Here is a 16,797-nt window from a genome sequence, read left to right as displayed (position 1 = left end):
GGCGTCATCTCCTGCTGATCCCCGGGGGCAGTTTACTGATCCCCTCGAAAGTAAAGGTCAGCGCAGCGATGGGTAGAAGGGTGTCGATCCGGGCGAGTGCCGACGGGGTGAAGATGCCGGCATCGCCAAGCAGCGCCACCACGCCGCGGGTCTCGCCCGCAATCACGATCGGAAAGCACGAACAGGCGCCATAGCCCATGGCGACCAGTCCGTCGGTCTCGGGCAGGAAGGCGGCCATGCCGGCGATGCTGTCGCCGATGACCGGCTTCATCTCGCCCAGGATGGTGTTGTTCCACACGTCGTCGCCCACCGGATCGACATTGCCGACGGGGAAGTCGTGCGGGTTGGACGTGCCGATGCGATGCGTCACCGATCTGTCGGGCGCCGTCGCGATGAAGGTCGCGGTGCGGACGCCGGGGATGGTGGTGAACAGCTCCGACAGCACGGCGAAGAGCTGCGTCGGTCCGGCCGCAAGCGCCGTGGCGAGTTTCTTGGCGATGGCAGGGTCGATCACTGTCATTCGGGGAACAGCTGCATGGTCCCGACCCACAGTTCAAGCGCCGTGCCGGCGCCGATATTGGTGCCGCGATGCGGCCGGCGGCTGTCGAAATGCAGCGTGTCGCCGGGGCCGAGGCGGTATTCGACGCCGTCGACCTCGTAGAGCATCTCGCCCGAGACGAGATAGACGAAGTCCTCGCCCTCGTGGCTCATCATCTCGGACGCATGGCCGGGCGGCACGTGCGACAGGCAGGCATTGAGCTTGGCGTCGGGGAAGCCGCGCTCGAGGAATTCATAAAAGCGCGAGGTGCCGCCGACCTTGTAGGTCCGGCGCTGGCCCGAGTGGCTGACCACGCTGTGCTGCCGCGCCGGCGCGGCGGATACGAACATGTCCACCGTGCTCTCGAGCGCCTTGGCGACGTTGTAGAGCGAGGCCAGCGACGGCGTGGAGATGCCGCGCTCGATCTGCGAGATGAAGCCGACTGTCAGCGACGCCTCTTCGGCCACCTGCTGCTGCGTCTTGCCGAGTTCCTTGCGGCGGTCGCGCAGGCGCTGCCCAAGGCTGGGGTCGATCGGGGTCGATGGCTCGACCGGATCGGAACGCTTTTCGAATTTCAAGACTGGCACGGGCGCCCTCGCGATTTTAGTGACACTAAAGTAGCGCGCGCCCGAGTCAATCCCACCCAAGGGTCCCCGGCGGGTGATCGTATCGCTGGAAGCTAGCCCTGGCTCAGCTCCCACTCGATGGTGCGGCGCAGCGCCTGCTCTTCGGGAACGATCTCACTGTAGCCGAGTTCGGCGCGAATACGAGCGGAATCCAGCGTTAAGGGGTAGCTGAGGTCGCTGCTGTCGGCACGGTCCGCCAGGATCCCGCCGGCATCGGCATCGACCAGCACGATCTGGCTGTCGACACCCATCAGCGTGAGTACGGTACGGGCCCAGTCCGCCTGCGTCCGCACGAACGGCTGTGCCACGTTGTACACGCGACCCTCGGCCTCGGGCAGGGTGGCCGCCAGCGCCAGCGCCTCCGCCACATCGTCGATATAGGCGTAGGAGTTGAGCCAGCTCGCGCCGCGCCGGTCCAGCCGGAACGGTTCGCCTGCCTTGGCTCCCTTGATCGCCCAGGCGAAGCGATGCTGCTTGTCGTCCGGGCCGAAGATCATCGGCAGCCGCAGCACCGTCGCCTGCGGGGCGCCGGCCGCCATGGCGAACTCCTCGATCGGGATCTTGTCATACTCCTCGAACAGGTCGTCCTCGATCCCCTTGGGCCGGCGCTCGTTCTGCCGGTAGGGGTAACGCAAAGTCCTGAGCGGCGAGTCCTCGGTGGCGGGCTCCGGCCGGATCGCCGGGCTCTCCTTCTTCAACAGGCCCCCGTAGTTCGAATAGACGTCGGTGGAACTCACCAGCACATAACGCGCCCCGGCCTTGCCCGCCGCCTCGATCACCGGCTGCGTATTGCGCAGGCTGATGGTGAAGATGTCGATGACGGCGGTGACACCGTTGTCCTGTAAGAGCTTGGTCAGCGCCTTGCCGTCCATGCGATCGGCCTTCTCGAACCGCACGCCGTCGGGCAGGGCCACCTTGTGCTGGCCGCGCGCCACCACCAGCACATCGTGCCCGCGGTCCCTCAGCCGTTTCGCCGTGGCGGTGCCGAGAAAACCTGTCCCTCCGATGATTGCAATGGTCATGCCGCGACTCCTTTTTGCGAAAGAGGCGGGAGGGTGTTCGAGACCGCGACGAGGAGCAAGGCGTAAGATTGCCGCTCTAGTTCACCAACCGCCCGTGGTGACGCAGCACCAGCCCGACGGCGCCCATGCAGGCGCCGTTGTCGGAGAACTGGCTGGGGCGAAGGATGGTACGGGCCAGGTCGGGAACGTCCCCATGCTTGACCAGGGTGAAGCGCTCGAAACTCTCGGCCAGGGGCTTCATCAGGATGTCGCCGGCCATGGCCAGCCGCCCGCTCACCACCACCAGCGTCGGGTTGAACACCGAGCCGATCAGCCCCAGGCCATGTCCACCCGCTTCGCCTGTCCGGGCGATCAGCGCGCTGCACAGCGGGTCGCCGCCCAGCGCCAGGTCGACCACGTCGGTCAGCCGCAGCGAGCGGCCAAAATGCCGCTCGGCCTGGGCCAGGGGTTCGCGGAAGCTGGCATAGACCTCGATGCAGCCGCGGTTGCCGCAGCGGCAGAGCGGGCCGTTGGGATCGACCACCACGTGCCCGAACTCGCCCGCTCCGCCGGCAATGCCGCGCAACACCCGGCCGCCGGCGACGATGGCGCCGCCGATCCCCAGGTCGAGCGTATAGACGACGAAATCGTCGTGACCCTGCGCCGCCCCCCAGGTCATTTCGGCAATGGCCGAGCAGTTGGATTCGTTGTCGCAGAAGATCGGCACGTCGGGGAAGATCGGGCCGAACAGCTCGCGCATGTCGACGCCGGCCCAGGTCGGCATGCCACCGGCCCTGAGCACCGTGCCAGTTACCGGATTGACCGGTCCGCCTACCGCTATGCCGACCCCCAGCAGGCCGTCCTGGCGCTGCCACGTCCCCTCGTAGGCCTCGGCGATCAGCTGACGCACATGCTGTATGGCCGTTTCGGGGGAGTAGTCGATCTCGAGGTTGATCGTCCTGTCCGACAGCACGGTGTGCGCGACGTCGGCGAGGATCACCTGGATTTCGGTCGAGCCGATCAGGATGCCGATGCAGGTGCCGGCTCGGGGATTGAGCGTCAGCGCCGTGGCGGGGCGGCCGACACCGCCGGCCGACTCGCTGCCGCTTTCCACCACCATCTGCGAACGTCGGAGCTCGGTGAGGGCCGTTGAAACCGTGGACTTGGCCAGCCCGGTAAGCCGTGCCAGCTGCGTTGCGCTCAGTGCCCCGCGCTCGCTCAGGGCGCGTACGATCCGCCCCGACGGCGTGGCTAAAGCACTGTCAGCAAGTAGAGATTTGAGCTCGATCCGGTTCACGCTCCCCCCTCCTCAAGCGCGTTGACAAGCCGAATAAGTTCACCATAGAACTAATACGACGGTGCGCAGGAGGATGTGCACCGCCGAGACAAAAGCGCAAGTAGCCACAGGGGCCGGCAGCAAAGCCGGGGTGGGGCGGGCGCTTTCAAGGGAGAGAGATAACGATGACCTTCACGACCAAGGTCGCGGCTGCCGCGACCACGATGCTTGCTGCCGCGCTGCTTTCAGGCACCGCGATGGCCGCGCCCAAGGTGCTGATGCTGCACCAGTGGGCATCCGGCAACGACGCTGCCTCCATTGCCAAGCTCGGTGAGATGTTCACCGCTGCCGGCGGCACCTGGGAGCAGACCGCGATCGCCGGTCACACTGCCAACACCCTGGCCAAGCTCCGCGCCGACGTCGTCGCCGGCAACGCCCCGGCTGCCGTGCAGCTGAAGGGCCCGGAAATCGCCGAGTGGAACGCCACTGGCGGCACTGCCGACATGGACGAGCTCGCCACCAAGGAAGGCTGGGACGCCGTCGTCGCTCCCGAGCTGCTGCCGGTGATGAAGCCGGAAGGCAAGTGGGTCGCCGCGCCGATGAACATCCACCGCATCAATTGGGTGTGGGGCAACAAGGCCGCCATGGAATCGGTCGGCGTGACCGAGCTGCCCAAGACCTGGGCGGATTTCAACGCGGCCTGCGACAAGGCCATTGCCGGCGGCAAGATCTGCCTCGCGCATCTTTCCGCCGACTGGACCGATGCGACCACCTTCGAGACCATCGTCTACGGCCAGGACCTCGAGCTCTACAAGAAGGCCTTTGTCGAGGCTGACGTAGAGTCCCTGCGTTCGCCCGGCATGATCAAGGCCTTCGACCAGATGCGCCTGATGGTCTCCAAGTACATGGACCCGGCCATCGCCGGCCGTGACTACGACACCGCCTCCAACATGATGGTCAACGGCGATGCGCTGTTCTTCATCATGGGTGACTGGGAGCTGGGCGCCATCAAGTCGGTGGGCCATGAGCCCGGCGGCGACATCCTGTGCGGTCAGTCCCCGACCGACTGGGGCAAGCCGGGCTTCATCCTGAACTCCGACTCCGTGGTGTTCTTCAAGCAGAAGGACCCGGACTACCAGGAAGGCCAGAAGCTGCTCGCCAGCCTCATCCTGTCGCCCGACTTCCAGAAGGTGTTCAACATCACCAAGGGCTCGATCCCGGCTCGTCTCGATGTCGACCTGAAGGACGGCTTCAACGTCTGCCAGCAGGAGAGCCAGGCTGCCCTGAAGGCGTCGATCGACGGCGGCACGCTGGTGCGCTCCATGGCGCACAACATGACTGTGCTGCAGAAGTATCGCGGCGCGATGATGGACACGATCACCGAGTTCGTGAACACGCCGGAAATGACTTCGGAAGAGGCGGCCAACCTGATGGCCGACGCCGTCGAAGCTCAGATGTAACCAGCTGAGAATAGCCGGCCGCGGTGCCCTCTGGCCCCGCGGCCGGTTCCATTGGTGGCCGGTTGGGAGGGTATTCCGTTGGCAATGGCAGGTCAGGCCGTTTCGGCTGGCACGAGCACCTGGGACCGCATCAAGAAGTGGACCCCGATATTCATTATCGCGCCGTCCATCCTTGCGTCCTTTATCTACGTCTTCGTTTTCGCGGGCTGGACATTCTACATCTCGCTCAGCGACTCCACCCTGCTGCCCAGCTACGGCTTCAAGGGTTTTGAGAACTACATCTCGCTCTGGACCAATCGCCGCTGGAGTGTGGCCTACACCAACCTGCTCTACTTTTCGGCCTTCTACGTCACCATCTCGATGGCTTTCGGCCTGCTGCTGGCCATCCTGATCGACCAGAGGATCCGCGCCGAGTCGTTCTGGCGCACGATCTTTCTCTACCCGCTGGCCGTCAGCTTCATCGCCACCGGTACGGTGTGGCAGTGGCTCTACAATCCCTCGAGCGGCATCCAGTTCCTGGTCAACTCGCTGGGCTGGACCGACTTCCAGTTCGCGCTGACCACCGACCGCAAGAACGCCATCTGGGCCATCATCATCACCGGCATCTGGGGCTCCGCCGGCTTTTCGATGGCGCTGTTCCTCGCCGGCCTGCGATCGGTCGACCCCGACATCATCAAGGCGGCGCAGATCGACGGCGCCAGTTGGTTCCGCACCTACCGCAAGGTGATCCTGCCCACCATCGGGCCGATCTTCATCGCCGTGGCGGTGGTGCTGCTGCAGTTCGCCATCAAGACCTTCGATCTCGCCGTGGCGCTGACCAATTCGGGGCCGGGTATCTCGACGACCTTCCCCGCCACCTACGTCTACGACTTCATGTTCCAGCGTGGCGAGATCGGGCAGGGCGCTGCCGCGGCCATGATGGTGCTGGCAGCGCTGGCTATCGTCCTCGTGCCCTATTCGCTCTATCTCGTCTGGCGCCGGCGCCGGGAGGCTAGCAATGGCTGACGCTGTTATCGGCGCCGTGGTCGAGGACCGCGAAGCGGCAGTCGCCAGCCGCCGCCGCCTGATCTCCCGCATCGTCATCTACGGCCTGCTCGGGCTGATCTCGATCGTCTACATCGTCCCGCTGCTGGTCGTGGTTCTCAATTCCTTCCGGACCAACGCCGAGATCGGCGCCAATGGCCTGATCTCGCTGCCCAACAGCTTCCGCCTCGATGCCTGGCCGCAGGCCTGGAGCGACTTCTGCATCGGCGGCCAATGCGATGGCGTCGCCCGCTATTTCTGGAATTCGGTGTCGATGGTGATCCCTGCGACCATCATCTCGACCGCGCTGGGGGCCATCAACGGCTACATCCTTTCGAAGTGGAAGTTCCCGGGCTCCGAGTTCGTCTTCGGCTGCATGCTGCTGGGCGTGTTCATGCCCGGCCAGATCGCGCTGCTGCCCTGGGCGTTCCTGCTCGGCCAGATCGGGCTTTCGAACTCGGTCTATGGCCTGGTTCTGGTGCACTGCATCCAGGGTCTCAGCTTCACCACCCTGTTCTTCCGCAACTACTACGTCTCGATCCCGGACGACCTGCTGAAGGCTGCGCGCATCGATGGCGCCGGCTTCTGGCGCATCTTCTGGAAGATCATGATCCCGCTCTCGCCGCCCATCATTATCGTCACCGTGATCTGGCAGTTCACCGGCATCTGGAACGAATACCTGTTCGGTGTGGTGCTCAACTCGGGCGCCAACCAACCCATCACCGCGGCACTGGTCGCCCTCTCGATGAGCGGCACCACGGTCCGTACCTATGACGTGATGAGTGCGGCGGTGCTGATCGGCGCCCTGCCTCCCCTTCTCGTCTACTTCTTCGGCGGCAAGTACTTCGTCCGCGGCCTTACCCAGGGAGCAATCAAGTAAAATGGCATCCTTGACCATCAGGAACCTGCGTAAGAGCTTCGGCATCGTCGAAGTGCTGAAGGGTGTCGACCTCGAGGCCAATACCGGCGAATTCATCGCGCTGGTCGGACCCTCGGGCTGTGGCAAATCCACTCTGCTCGCCATGATTGCCGGCCTCGAGACGGTGACGTCGGGCGAGATCTATATCGGCGACCGCCTGGTGAACTCGGTGCAGCCCAAGGACCGCGACATCGCCATGGTGTTCCAGTCCTACGCGCTCTACCCCACCATGTCGGTCAAGGAGAACATGGCCTTCGGCATGGAAAGCCGTGGCGTGCCCAGGCCCGAGCAGGAAAAGACCATCGCGCGCGTCGCGGCGCTCCTGCAGATCGAGCCGTTCCTGAAGCGCAAGCCCGGCCAGCTGTCGGGCGGCCAGCGCCAGCGCGTCGCCATGGGCCGCGCCCTGGTGCGCGACCCGGCGCTGTTCCTGTTCGATGAGCCGCTCAGCAACCTCGACGCCAAGCTCCGCGTCGACATGCGCACCGAAATCAAGAAGCTGCACCAGCGCATCGGCAAGACCACGATCTACGTCACCCACGATCAGGTCGAGGCCATGACGCTCGCCTCGCGCATCGCCGTGATGCACCAGGGCGAGGTGCAGCAGTTCGCCGATCCCGACACCGTCTACAACCGCCCGGCCAATACCTTCGTTGCCGGCTTCATGGGCTCGCCCTCGATGAACTTCATCGATGCCGAGATCACCTCGTCCGGCGGCGCACCGGCGGTCAACTTCCCGCTTTCAGGCGGTGGCGTCGCCAGCCTGCCGCTGCACAACGGCGTTGCCGACCGGGCGCCGAGCAAGAAGGTGATCCTGGGCATCCGCCCCGAGCACCTGAGTCGCCAGTCTCCCAGCAACAGCGGCAAGCAGGGTTTTGCCACCATGTCGGCCCCCGTAGAAGTGGTCGAGCCGACCGGTGCCGAGACCATGGCGGTGCTGCGCTTCGGTGACCGTGAGGTGGTCGGCCGGTTCTCCCCGGACGAAGCGCCCAAGACCGGCGAGAACATGCCGCTCGCGGTGGATATGACCCGCGCCTGCCTGTTCGATCCGGCGACGACGCGACTGATCTAGGGGTCTGAGGAAATTACCGAGTTCGCCAACTATCCCAGCCTCAACGGCCGGGTCGTGTTCGTCACCGGCGGCGCCACCGGCATCGGCGCCGATATCGTCCGCGCCTTCGCGAAGAACGGCGCCAAGGTCGCCTTCGTCGATATCCTCGAGGCCGAGGGGCGGGAACTGGTCACCGAGACCGGCGCCACCTTCCTCGTTTGTGACATCACCGACATCGCGGGGCTGCGCGCCGCGATCGATGTGGTGAAGAACCGCCTCGGCCCCATCGGTGTCCTCGTCAACAACGCGGCGAACGACGATCGCCACGCCATCGATGACGTCACCGAGGAATACTGGGATCGCTCGACCGACATCAACCTGAAGCCGCAGTTCTTCGCGGCGCAGGCGGTGCGCTCGCACATGCAGGAGCTGGGTGGCGGTTCGATCATCAACTTCTCGTCGATTGCCTGGCGTGGCGGCGCCGATAACATGCCGGTCTATGCCACCGCCAAGGCCGCCGTGCTCGGCCTCACCCGGGCGCTCGGCCGTGGCTTTGGCAAGGACAATATCCGTGTCAATGCCATCGAGCCCGGCGCCGTGATCACCGAGCGCCAGAAGCGGCTGTGGTTCCCCACCCAGGAATCGATCGACGCGGTGGTCTCGCGCCAGGCGCTGAAGCACGTTCTGCTCGGTGACGAGATCGCCCGCATGGTGCTGTTCCTCGCCTCTGACGACAGCCGCATGATCACCAAGCAATCCATCACCGTGGACGGGGGATTGCGGTAATACGAATTGATAGGGACGACCCCCCGCCATCCTCCCCATAATGGGGTACGCGCCGCGTCCAAGTCTGGAGTCGGCGGCGACAGCCAGGCCTTCGCACCAACGGTAATCCGATGAAACTCACCACCGGCCTCAACCCCTATGGCCTCACCTACTATCTCGGGCTGCAGGGCTCCGGCACGCCGCGCCACAATCCCAATGGCGTCGGCCTCGAGGGCTTCATCAAGCTGACCGAGGAACTTGGCGGCAAGGCCATCGAGCTGTGGGACGGCTGGCTGAAGGACAAGTCCGATACCGAACTCGCGGCGCTGAAGCAGCGCCTCGACACCCTGGGCTGGAAGCGCGTCGTCAGCTCCGGCCTGCAGCACGGTGACATGGACCAGCTGATCCGCTGCGCCAAGGCGCTCGACGCCCAGTACATCCGCGTCGCCATGACCCCGATCCTGTGCGGTGACCGCGCAGCCGCCGGCCAGAAGTGGCACGATCTCGTCGCCTCGGTGCACGAAAAGCTGCAGGCCGCCGTGCCCAAGCTGACTGCCGCCGGCGTGGTGCTGCTGATCGAGAACCACCAGGATTTCACCTCCCGCGAGCTGGTCAATTTCTGCGACGAGTACGGGCCGAGCGTCCGCATCGTCTTCGACATGGCCAACACCTTCCCGGTGGCCGAGGCCCCGCTCGATTTCACCCGGGTGATCGCGCCCTATGTGCGCCACTGCCACGTCAAGGACTACCGCGCCGTGATCGAGCCCGACGGCTTCCGCCTGGTGCGCTGCCCCTCGGGCGATGGTTGCGTGCCGCACAAGCAGATGTTCGACATCCTCGCCGAGCACAATGACGAGATGGTCGCCTGCATCGAGATCGGTGCGCTCGATGACCGGCATGTGAAGCTCTATACCCCAGAGTGGTGGCATGGCTACGCACCCAAGCAGGCCGAGGATCTCGCCGCGTGCCTGCTCGCCGTGCAGAAGAACCGGTTCGAGCCGGGCGAGGAATGGCGCACCCCGTGGCAGCGCAACGCCGACCACGAACTGATCGATTACGAGCTTGGGCAGTACCGGAAGAGCGCCGCGAACCTCAGAGCACTCGGACTAATGTGATTGGAGGCCATTATGGCAAAGGATCTTTCAGGCAAAATCGCTTTCGTGACCGGCTCGGGCCGCGGCCTCGGCAGCGTCATGGCGAAGAAGCTTGCGGCGCGCGGCGCCGACGTGGTGGTGCATGACCTGACCTGGGATGCCGCCGCCAAATACGGCGAGGCGGACAACCTCGGCGCGATGATCAAGACCATCGAAGGGCTCGGTGTCCGCTCGATGGGCGTCACCGGCAATATCGGCGACCGCGACGCGGTCAACAATATGAAGAAGGAGATCGAGGAGAAGTTCGGCCCGGTCGAAATCCTCGTCAACTGCGCCGGTGGCGACATCGGGGCGGCCGGCGGCAAGCCGGTACCCAACAACATCCTCGGCATCACCTACGATGACCTGATCACGCTGACCAACAACAACCTGATCGGTACCATGCTGGTGACCCAGGCATTCGTGCCGCAGATGGTCGAGCGTCAGCACGGCATCGTCGTCAACATCGCCTCGGTTGCCGCCCATATCGGTGTCTCAGGCGGCGGCATCTACGCGACGCTGAAGGCCGCGGTGACCCACTATACCCGCTGCCTCGCCGACGAAGTCCGCGAGCATGGCGTGCGGGTCAACGTGGTGAGCCCGGGGCCGTCGAAAACCGCGCGCTTCCAGGCGACCCGCACGGTCGATCCGGACAAGATGAACTCCAACAAGGTCTCGATGGACCGCTACGCCGAACCCGAGGAAATCGCCGACGCCGTGGTGTTCCTCTGCTCGCCGGAAGCCAAGTTCATCCACGGCCAGCTGCTGCGCGTCGACGGCGGCCTGCAGCTTTACGCGGGCTGATTTCTGGCTTGGGGCAGGGGCGAGGCAGGTAGCCTCCCCCACCCACCGGCTGTCATCCCCGCGAAGGTGGGGATCCAGTGGGATGCCTCGGCCTCCACCAGACCAGCAGCATCTCACCAGGTTCCCGCCTTCGCGGGAATGACGTCTGGGAGGTGGAAGGGCTTGAGCGGACCGCTGCGTCCGGCTAACGCTCGTCGCTCAACCCGGAGCGCCCATGCCCACTCTCGGCCTTGCCATTGCTGCCACTGCGGCGCTCGTCTCGTTCCTCACCGCCTGGTTCATCATGCGCCGGGGCGCCAAGCTTGGGCTGATGCAGCAACCCAACGACCGCTCCTCGCACATTGCCCCCACGCCGGGCGGTGGCGGGGTCGGCATCGTGGCGGGCGGCTCGCTTGCCGGGCTGCTGATGGCGCTGCTGCTGCCCTGGCTGGGCGTGCCGGTGATCATGGCCGGCATCCTACTGGCCTTTATCGGCTATGCCGACGACAAGCGCCCGATTGCGGCGCGCTGGCGGCTGGGCGCGCAGGTGCTGCTGATGGGCGCCATCGTTGCGGTGCTGCCGATCGACCAGCTCGGTCTGCCGGTACCGGAATCCGTGTTGCTGGTGATCCTCACCCTGGGTGGCGCGCTGTGGATCAACCTGTTCAACTTCATGGACGGCATCGATGGGCTCGCGGCGTCGGAGGCGATTTTCCTCCTCGTCGGCGCGGCGCTGCTCGCCTACATGTTCGAGCCCGGCATCGTCGATGATCCACGGCTGTGGTGGATGCTTGGGCTTGCCGCTGCCTGCCTCGGCTTCCTGCTGCTCAACTGGCCGCCGGCCAAGATTTTCATGGGCGATGCCGGTAGTACCTATCTGGGGCTGATGCTGGCCTTCTTCGCCCTTACCACCATGCTCAGCTTCTGGCTCAGCCTGTGGCAGTGGCTGATCCTGGGCGGCCTGTTCCTCGCCGACAGCCTCACCACCTTGGTCCGCCGCATGCTGCGCCGCGAGCGTTTCTGGGAAGGCCACAAGCGCCACGCCTACCAGGCGCTGCAACGCCGCTTCGGCTCGCACCTCAAGGCGACGCTGCTCTATGTCGGCATCAATGTGATTGTGCTGCTGCCGCTCGCCTATGTGGCGGGCGTCTACCGCGATTGGGGGTTTGCGATTGCCGCGCTGACCTATGTCGCGCTGGCGGCCGCGGCTATCTGGGCCGGGGCAGGGGCGCCGCTAGAGGAGCAGGCTGAGGAAGAAGGCGCCGGCGCCTAGGATCGTCAGCGATGCAGCGCTGGCCGCGAACAGCATATTGCGGGCGAAATCGGTGTGTCGCGCCAGCTCGTGCCGGGTCATGGCGCGGACGTCGAAATGTTCGAATTCCTGGTCGAGCATGATGCGAGCCCCCTGAGCTGCAGGCAAAGGGTGCGCGCATGTCCTCGGGTCGGCCAGCGCTTTGCAAAATCATGCTTAATTAGACTCAAATGCCTTGTAGTTCGGTCCGGCTCGCGCAACCGTGTGATCGAGGGCAGTCAAACGCCATTTCAACGCCACGATTGGCGCGCTTCTGCCGCCGCCTCGCACTGGAACACTCGCCTATGACGCTTCTGCGCAGCGGTCTTCTTCTTCTCGTCACCCTTTCATTGCTCGCCGCTTGCACCTCGGTGGTCCCGCCGGCCAAGCCTCCGGGCAGTACCACCGCGGTCGCCCCGATCCAGCTGACCCAGGGCGGCATCATGGCGGCAATCAACGGCACCCGCGCCGCTGCCGGCAAGCCGCCGCTGCGCTACAACATCCAGCTCGAGAACGCCGCCCGCTCGCAGGCCAACCTGATGGCCGCCAAGGATACGCTGTCGCACGATCTTGGCGTTACGCTCCGCCAGCGCGTCACGACGGCCGGCTATGACGGCGCCGTGGGCGAGAATGTCGCCGGCGGCCAGTCTACCCTCGACCAGGCGATCAACGGCTGGCTGGCCAGCCCCGCGCATCGCGACACGCTGCTGTCGACCAAGTTCCAGGAATTCGGCCTGGCGGTGGCGACGGTGCCGGCCAATCGGGACAGCAGGTACCGGACCTACTGGGCCTTCATCGCCGGCGGGCCGTTTGAGGCTTGGCACTGAGTTTGAAGAGGGGGCGGAGCGGGAAACGTACCCCCCACCCTGTCCCTCCCCCGCAAGGGGGGAGGTGACCTGCGCTCACAAGTCATCGCTCCACGGACACCGGGGCTGGTGTGAGCGTCTCCCTCCCCCTTGCGGGGAGGGGACAGGGGAGGGGGTACTCTACTTGCACCTGTCTATCGGTCTCGGCTGGAGCTACGAGCTACTCAGCGTCCGCCGCACCGCGTCGCGCCAGCCCTTCAGCTTCCGCGTCCGCTCTTCTTCGCCCATTCGCGGCGTGAACTGCCGGTCGAGCGCCCAGCGTTCGGCGAACCCCTGCTGGTCCGGCCACACCCCCGCCTTCCAGCCGGCGAGCCAGGCGGCGCCGAGCGCCGTGGTCTCGAGGATGGTTGGCCGGTCGACCGGCGTGTTCAGGATGTCGGCGAGGAACTGCATGGTAAAATCTGAGGCGACCATGCCGCCATCGACCCGCAGCACCGTGTCGTGCGCGCCCTTCCAGTCCTTGCGCATGGCGTCGATCAGGTCGCGCGTCTGGTAGCTGACGGATTCGAGCGCCGCCCGCGCCAGCTCCGCCGGCCCGGTATTGCGCGTCAGCCCGGTGAGTGAACCGCGCGCTGCGGAATCCCACCATGGTGCGCCCAGCCCGACGAAGGCCGGCACCAGGTAGACGTTCTGCGTCGGATCGGCCTTGGCCGCCAGCACCCCAGCATCGCCGCTCTTTTCGATGATCTTCAGCATGTCGCGCATCCACTGCACCGAGGCGCCGGCGATGAAGATGGCGCCTTCGAGCGCATAGGTGGTCTCGCCGTTGAGCCGGTAGGCGACGGTGGTCAGCAGCCGGTTCTTCGAGCGCACCATGTCGGTGCCGGTGTTGAGCAGCGCAAAGCACCCGGTGCCGTAGGTCGATTTCAGCATTCCCGGAGTGAAGCAGGCCTGCCCGATGGTCGCCGCCTGCTGGTCGCCGGCCGCGCCATAGATCGGCAGCGAAATGCCGAAAATCTCGGGATCGGTCATGCCGAAATCGTCGGCATTGTCCTTGACCTCGGGCAGCATGGCGCGCGGGATGCGGAACAGTTTTAGCAGCTCATCGTCCCACTCGCCGGTCTTGATGTTGAGCAGCAGCGTGCGGCACGCATTGGTGATGTCGGTGGCATGGCTCTTGCCGCCGGTCAGGCGCCAGATCAGGTAGCTGTCGACGGTACCGAAGGCCAGTTCACCCTTCTCGGCACGCTTGCGCGCACCCGGCACGTTGTCGAGGATCCAGGCGAGCTTGGTGGCAGTGAAATAGGGGTCGAGCAGCAGCCCGGTCTTCTTGCTCACCAGCTTCTCATGCCCGGCCTTTTTCAGCTTTTCGCAGAGCTTGGTGGTGCGCCGGTCCTGCCAGACGATGGCATTGTAGATCGCCTTGCCGGTCTTCTTGTCCCAGACGATCGTCGTCTCGCGCTGGTTGGTGATGCCGATCGCGGCGATCTCGCTGACTTTGACCCCGGCCTTCTTGATGGCGGTCTTGGCGCTCCACAGCGCCGTCGCCCAGATCTCCTCGGGCACGTGCTCGACCCAGCCGTCCCTTGGAAAATGCTGGGTGAACTCCATCTTGCCGAGCCCCGCGATCTTCTGGTGCTCGTCGAACACGATCGCCCGGCTGGACGTGGTGCCCTGGTCGATCGCGAGGATGTTGCCGCTCATTGTCTCTTCCCCATTCCGGCTCAAGCGCTTTGCCGAAAAGTTGCAGACTTTTCCGGTTCGAAAGCGCGACAAATCAAAGGCTTAGAGCATCTCGCGGATCAGCGAGGAGGGAGGTGCTCTAATCGTTCGGCCATGTACCTGGCCAGTTCCGCCCTCTCGTTTGCGTTGAATTTCAGGCCCTGCTTCGAGCGACGCCATAGCACGTCGTCGGCGGTCCGCGCCCACTCCCGATTCATCAGGTAATCGACTTCGCGCGCATAAAGCGTCGTGCCGAAATGCTGCCCCAGCTCGGCCGGGCTCTGGGCCTCGCCAAGCACATCGGCCGCCAGCGTGCCGTAGGCTCGCACCAGCCGGCGGATGAAGCCTGGATCGAGGTTCTGCTTCTTCGCCGCGAGCTTGCGCACCTCGGCATCGAAGGCGGTGGGCGGAAAGTTGCCGCCCGGCAGATGCGCGCCTTTGGTCCAGCGCGGCCCTTTCCTGCCGAGCAACCCGTCGATCTTGTCGACCACCTGCTCGCTGAGCCGTCGGTGCGTGGTCAGCTTGCCGCCGAACACGTTGATCAGCGGTCCGTTGCCGGCCTCGCCGTCGGTCTTCAGCACATAATCGCGCGTCGCTTCCTGCGCCGCGCTGGCGCCGTCGTCGAACAGCGGCCGCACGCCCGCATAAGTCCAGACGATCTCGTCGCGCGTCACCGGCTTGACGAAATACTCACTCGCCGCCGCGCACAGATAATCGGTCTCCTCGTCGCTGATCCGCACCCCGGTCGGATCGCCTTCGAAATCCTGGTCGGTGGTGCCGATCAGCGTGTAATCGCCCTCGTAGGGAATGGCGAAGAAGATGCGGCCGTCGGCGTTCTGGAAGAAGTAGCAGCGGTCATGGTCGAAGAGTTTTCGGACCACGATGTGGCTGCCTTTGACCAGCCGCACATGGTGCGCCTCGTTGCGCCCGACCGTCTCGCGGATCACCTGGTCGACCCACGGCCCGCCGGCATTCACCAGCAGCCGCGCCGAAACCGTCTCGTTACCCGCAGGCCCGGCCATCTCGATCCGCCACAGCCCGCCCTCCCGGCGTGCCGAGACGACCTTGGTCTGCGTCACCACCCGCGCGCCCTTGTCGGCGGCGTCGCGCGCGTTGAGCGCCACCAGCCGCGCGTCGTCGACCCAGCCGTCCGAATATTCGAACGCCACCTTGTGCCCGGGCTTCAGCGGCCGTCCCGCCGGGTCTTTGGTGAGGTCCAGCGTCTTGGTTCCCGGCAGCAGCTTCCGCCCGCCCAGATGGTCGTAGACGAAGAGACCGAGCCGCAGCAGCCAGGCCGGCCGCAGGTTCTTCTCGTAAGGCAGCACAAACCGCAGCGGCCAGATGATGTGCGGCGCCGAAGCCCACAGCACTTCACGCTCTGCCAGCGACTCGTGCACCAGCCGGAACTCGTAGTGCTCGAGGTAGCGCAGGCCCCCATGCACCAGCTTGGTCGCTGCCGACGAGGTGCCCGAAGCGAGGTCATGCATCTCGGCCAGCATCACCGTGTGCCCGCGCCCCACCGCATCGCGGGCGATACCGGTGCCGTTCACCCCGCCGCCGATGACGAACACATCGAACACCTCTTGTGCGTCGCTCATTTGGGGGCTGGTCCTTCGCTGGCAATATGGAGTTCGACGCCTGATGCCGCGCAGATCGCGGCGATAGCGGGGGAGGGGGCGACGTCGGTAACGAAGACGTCGATCTGCTCGAGGTGACCGATGCGCACCGGCGCGGTGCGTTCGAACTTCATCGCGTCGGCGACGAGGATGGTCTTGCGCGCCGTCTCGATGATCGCCTGCGCCACCTTCACTTCGCGAAAATCGAAATCCAGCAGCGTGCCGTCCGCATCGATCGCCGAGGCGCCGATCACCGCATAGTCGACCCGGAACTGCCGGATGAAATCCACCGCCGCCTCGCCCACCACGCCGCCATCGGCATGCCGCACCACGCCGCCCGCGATCACCACTTCGGCGCTCGGCACCTCGCGCAGGATGTTGGCGGCGTTGATGTTATTGGTCACCACCATCAAGCCCGTATGACGGCGAAGCGCCATCGCCACCTGCTCGGTAGTGGTGCCGATATTGAGGATCAGCGAGGACTCGTCGGGGATCATTGCGGCGGCCACGAGCCCGATCCGGCGCTTGCTCTCCGCCGCCAGCATCCGCCGCGCCTCATAGGCATAGTTCGAAACGCCTGAGGGATAGGCGGCGCCGCCATGCAGGCGGTTCAGGAGCTTCCGGTCACAGAGCTCGTTGAGGTCTTTGCGGATGGTCTGTGGCGTCACCGCGAACTGCAGCGCCAAGGAGTCGACATCCACTCGCCCGTGCTGCCGGGCCAGCGCCATGATGTCGTCCTGTCGCTGCGTCAGCGCGTCCACGGGAGCCTCAAGATTGCGGGTTCGCTTAT

The 16,797-nt window shown here is 65.3% G+C and carries 17 protein-coding genes; 9 read left to right on the top strand and 8 right to left on the bottom strand.

The features are described from left to right. Positions 1 to 4 precede the first annotated feature (4 nt). The 4 genes from AC1ROK_RS06325 to AC1ROK_RS06310 all read right to left on the bottom strand — a co-directional run bounded on the left by AC1ROK_RS06325 (position 5) and on the right by AC1ROK_RS06310 (position 3,462). Entirely contained in the window at positions 5 to 520 is a 516-nt protein-coding gene (locus AC1ROK_RS06325; RefSeq protein WP_492844978.1) for a hypothetical protein, read from the bottom strand. After that, positions 517 to 1,125 carry a helix-turn-helix domain-containing protein gene (locus AC1ROK_RS06320; protein WP_492844976.1) on the bottom strand — a complete coding sequence of 203 codons (609 nt, stop codon included), beginning with the start codon at positions 1,123 to 1,125 and terminating at the stop codon, positions 517 to 519. Before AC1ROK_RS06320 ends, AC1ROK_RS06325 begins: the two co-directional genes overlap by 4 nt. Before the next feature lie 92 nt (positions 1,126 to 1,217). Next, complete coding sequence (locus tag AC1ROK_RS06315) at positions 1,218 to 2,186, bottom strand: NAD-dependent epimerase/dehydratase family protein (RefSeq protein ID WP_492844974.1); 969 nt, start codon at positions 2,184 to 2,186, stop codon at positions 1,218 to 1,220. Between the two features lie 76 nt (positions 2,187 to 2,262). Further along, positions 2,263 to 3,462: an ROK family transcriptional regulator gene (locus AC1ROK_RS06310; RefSeq protein WP_492844972.1), complete on the bottom strand. Its 1,200-nt coding sequence runs from the start codon at positions 3,460 to 3,462 to the stop codon at positions 2,263 to 2,265. A gap of 164 nt (positions 3,463 to 3,626) precedes the next feature. Here AC1ROK_RS06310 and AC1ROK_RS06305 point away from each other — a divergent pair, with 164 nt between their 5' ends. The 8 genes from AC1ROK_RS06305 (at position 3,627) to AC1ROK_RS06270 (ending at position 11,845) form a co-directional block, all read left to right on the top strand. Then, positions 3,627 to 4,901: an ABC transporter substrate-binding protein gene (locus AC1ROK_RS06305; protein WP_492844970.1), complete on the top strand. Its 1,275-nt coding sequence runs from the start codon at positions 3,627 to 3,629 to the stop codon at positions 4,899 to 4,901. Positions 4,902 to 4,985: 84 nt separating this feature from the next. Continuing rightward, positions 4,986 to 5,906 (top strand): carbohydrate ABC transporter permease, encoded by a 921-nt coding sequence (locus tag AC1ROK_RS06300; RefSeq protein ID WP_492846345.1) that lies wholly within the window; start codon positions 4,986 to 4,988, stop codon positions 5,904 to 5,906. After that, on the top strand, positions 5,899 to 6,804 hold the full coding sequence (locus AC1ROK_RS06295) for a carbohydrate ABC transporter permease (protein ID WP_492844968.1): 906 nt from the start codon (positions 5,899 to 5,901) through the stop codon (positions 6,802 to 6,804). The genes AC1ROK_RS06300 and AC1ROK_RS06295 overlap by 8 nt, the downstream gene beginning before the upstream one ends. Position 6,805: 1 nt before the next feature. After that, on the top strand, positions 6,806 to 7,912 hold the full coding sequence (locus tag AC1ROK_RS06290; protein ID WP_492844966.1) for an ABC transporter ATP-binding protein: 1,107 nt from the start codon (positions 6,806 to 6,808) through the stop codon (positions 7,910 to 7,912). A gap of 54 nt (positions 7,913 to 7,966) precedes the next feature. After that, a complete protein-coding gene (locus tag AC1ROK_RS06285; protein WP_492844964.1) occupies positions 7,967 to 8,677 on the top strand; it encodes an SDR family NAD(P)-dependent oxidoreductase in 711 nt (236 codons plus the stop codon). Positions 8,678 to 8,787: 110 nt separating this feature from the next. Next, a complete protein-coding gene (locus AC1ROK_RS06280) occupies positions 8,788 to 9,771 on the top strand; it encodes a sugar phosphate isomerase/epimerase family protein (protein ID WP_492844962.1) in 984 nt (327 codons plus the stop codon). 12 nt (positions 9,772 to 9,783) lie between these two features. After that, entirely contained in the window at positions 9,784 to 10,593 is an 810-nt protein-coding gene (locus AC1ROK_RS06275) for an SDR family NAD(P)-dependent oxidoreductase (protein WP_055884709.1), read from the top strand. A 214-nt stretch (positions 10,594 to 10,807) separates the two neighbouring features. After that, positions 10,808 to 11,845: an MraY family glycosyltransferase gene (locus tag AC1ROK_RS06270; RefSeq protein ID WP_492844959.1), complete on the top strand. Its 1,038-nt coding sequence runs from the start codon at positions 10,808 to 10,810 to the stop codon at positions 11,843 to 11,845. Here the strand turns inward: AC1ROK_RS06270 and AC1ROK_RS06265 are convergent. Then, positions 11,807 to 11,965 carry a hypothetical protein gene (locus tag AC1ROK_RS06265; RefSeq protein ID WP_156384551.1) on the bottom strand — a complete coding sequence of 53 codons (159 nt, stop codon included), beginning with the start codon at positions 11,963 to 11,965 and terminating at the stop codon, positions 11,807 to 11,809. The two genes, AC1ROK_RS06270 and AC1ROK_RS06265, sit on opposite strands and share 39 nt — an antisense overlap. A 203-nt stretch (positions 11,966 to 12,168) precedes the next feature. Between AC1ROK_RS06265 and AC1ROK_RS06260 the strand changes: the two genes are divergently transcribed. Beyond that, positions 12,169 to 12,690: a CAP domain-containing protein gene (locus AC1ROK_RS06260; RefSeq protein ID WP_492844957.1), complete on the top strand. Its 522-nt coding sequence runs from the start codon at positions 12,169 to 12,171 to the stop codon at positions 12,688 to 12,690. A gap of 192 nt (positions 12,691 to 12,882) precedes the next feature. Here AC1ROK_RS06260 and glpK read toward each other — a convergent pair whose 3' ends face one another. From glpK to AC1ROK_RS06245, 3 genes are all read right to left on the bottom strand, one after another. After that, positions 12,883 to 14,373 carry a glycerol kinase GlpK gene (gene glpK / locus AC1ROK_RS06255; protein WP_492844955.1) on the bottom strand — a complete coding sequence of 497 codons (1,491 nt, stop codon included), beginning with the start codon at positions 14,371 to 14,373 and terminating at the stop codon, positions 12,883 to 12,885. Positions 14,374 to 14,471: 98 nt separating this feature from the next. Then, positions 14,472 to 15,989 carry a glycerol-3-phosphate dehydrogenase gene (glpD, locus tag AC1ROK_RS06250; protein WP_492844953.1) on the bottom strand — a complete coding sequence of 506 codons (1,518 nt, stop codon included), beginning with the start codon at positions 15,987 to 15,989 and terminating at the stop codon, positions 14,472 to 14,474. Next, positions 15,986 to 16,768, bottom strand: a complete 783-nt coding sequence (locus AC1ROK_RS06245; protein WP_492844951.1) for a DeoR/GlpR family DNA-binding transcription regulator — start codon at positions 16,766 to 16,768, stop codon at positions 15,986 to 15,988. The genes glpD and AC1ROK_RS06245 overlap by 4 nt, the downstream gene beginning before the upstream one ends. Positions 16,769 to 16,797 lie beyond the last annotated feature (29 nt).

The sequence above is a fragment of the Devosia sp. GW821-FHT12F11 genome (assembly GCF_058806655.1).
This window is presented reverse-complemented; position numbering and strand designations above follow the sequence as displayed.

Coding starts and splice junctions, on each gene's coding strand:
- AC1ROK_RS06325 (WP_492844978.1), bottom strand. CDS start 520: ATGACAGTGATCGACCCTGCCATCGCCAAGAAACTCGCCACGGCGCTT.
- AC1ROK_RS06315 (WP_492844974.1), bottom strand. CDS start 2,186: ATGACCATTGCAATCATCGGAGGGACAGGTTTTCTCGGCACCGCCACG.
- AC1ROK_RS06305 (WP_492844970.1), top strand. CDS start 3,627: ATGACCTTCACGACCAAGGTCGCGGCTGCCGCGACCACGATGCTTGCT.
- AC1ROK_RS06300 (WP_492846345.1), top strand. CDS start 4,986: ATGGCAGGTCAGGCCGTTTCGGCTGGCACGAGCACCTGGGACCGCATC.
- AC1ROK_RS06295 (WP_492844968.1), top strand. CDS start 5,899: ATGGCTGACGCTGTTATCGGCGCCGTGGTCGAGGACCGCGAAGCGGCA.
- AC1ROK_RS06290 (WP_492844966.1), top strand. CDS start 6,806: ATGGCATCCTTGACCATCAGGAACCTGCGTAAGAGCTTCGGCATCGTC.
- AC1ROK_RS06280 (WP_492844962.1), top strand. CDS start 8,788: ATGAAACTCACCACCGGCCTCAACCCCTATGGCCTCACCTACTATCTC.
- AC1ROK_RS06275 (WP_055884709.1), top strand. CDS start 9,784: ATGGCAAAGGATCTTTCAGGCAAAATCGCTTTCGTGACCGGCTCGGGC.
- AC1ROK_RS06270 (WP_492844959.1), top strand. CDS start 10,808: ATGCCCACTCTCGGCCTTGCCATTGCTGCCACTGCGGCGCTCGTCTCG.
- AC1ROK_RS06265 (WP_156384551.1), bottom strand. CDS start 11,965: ATGCTCGACCAGGAATTCGAACATTTCGACGTCCGCGCCATGACCCGG.
- AC1ROK_RS06260 (WP_492844957.1), top strand. CDS start 12,169: ATGACGCTTCTGCGCAGCGGTCTTCTTCTTCTCGTCACCCTTTCATTG.
- glpK (WP_492844955.1), bottom strand. CDS start 14,373: ATGAGCGGCAACATCCTCGCGATCGACCAGGGCACCACGTCCAGCCGG.
- glpD (WP_492844953.1), bottom strand. CDS start 15,989: ATGAGCGACGCACAAGAGGTGTTCGATGTGTTCGTCATCGGCGGCGGG.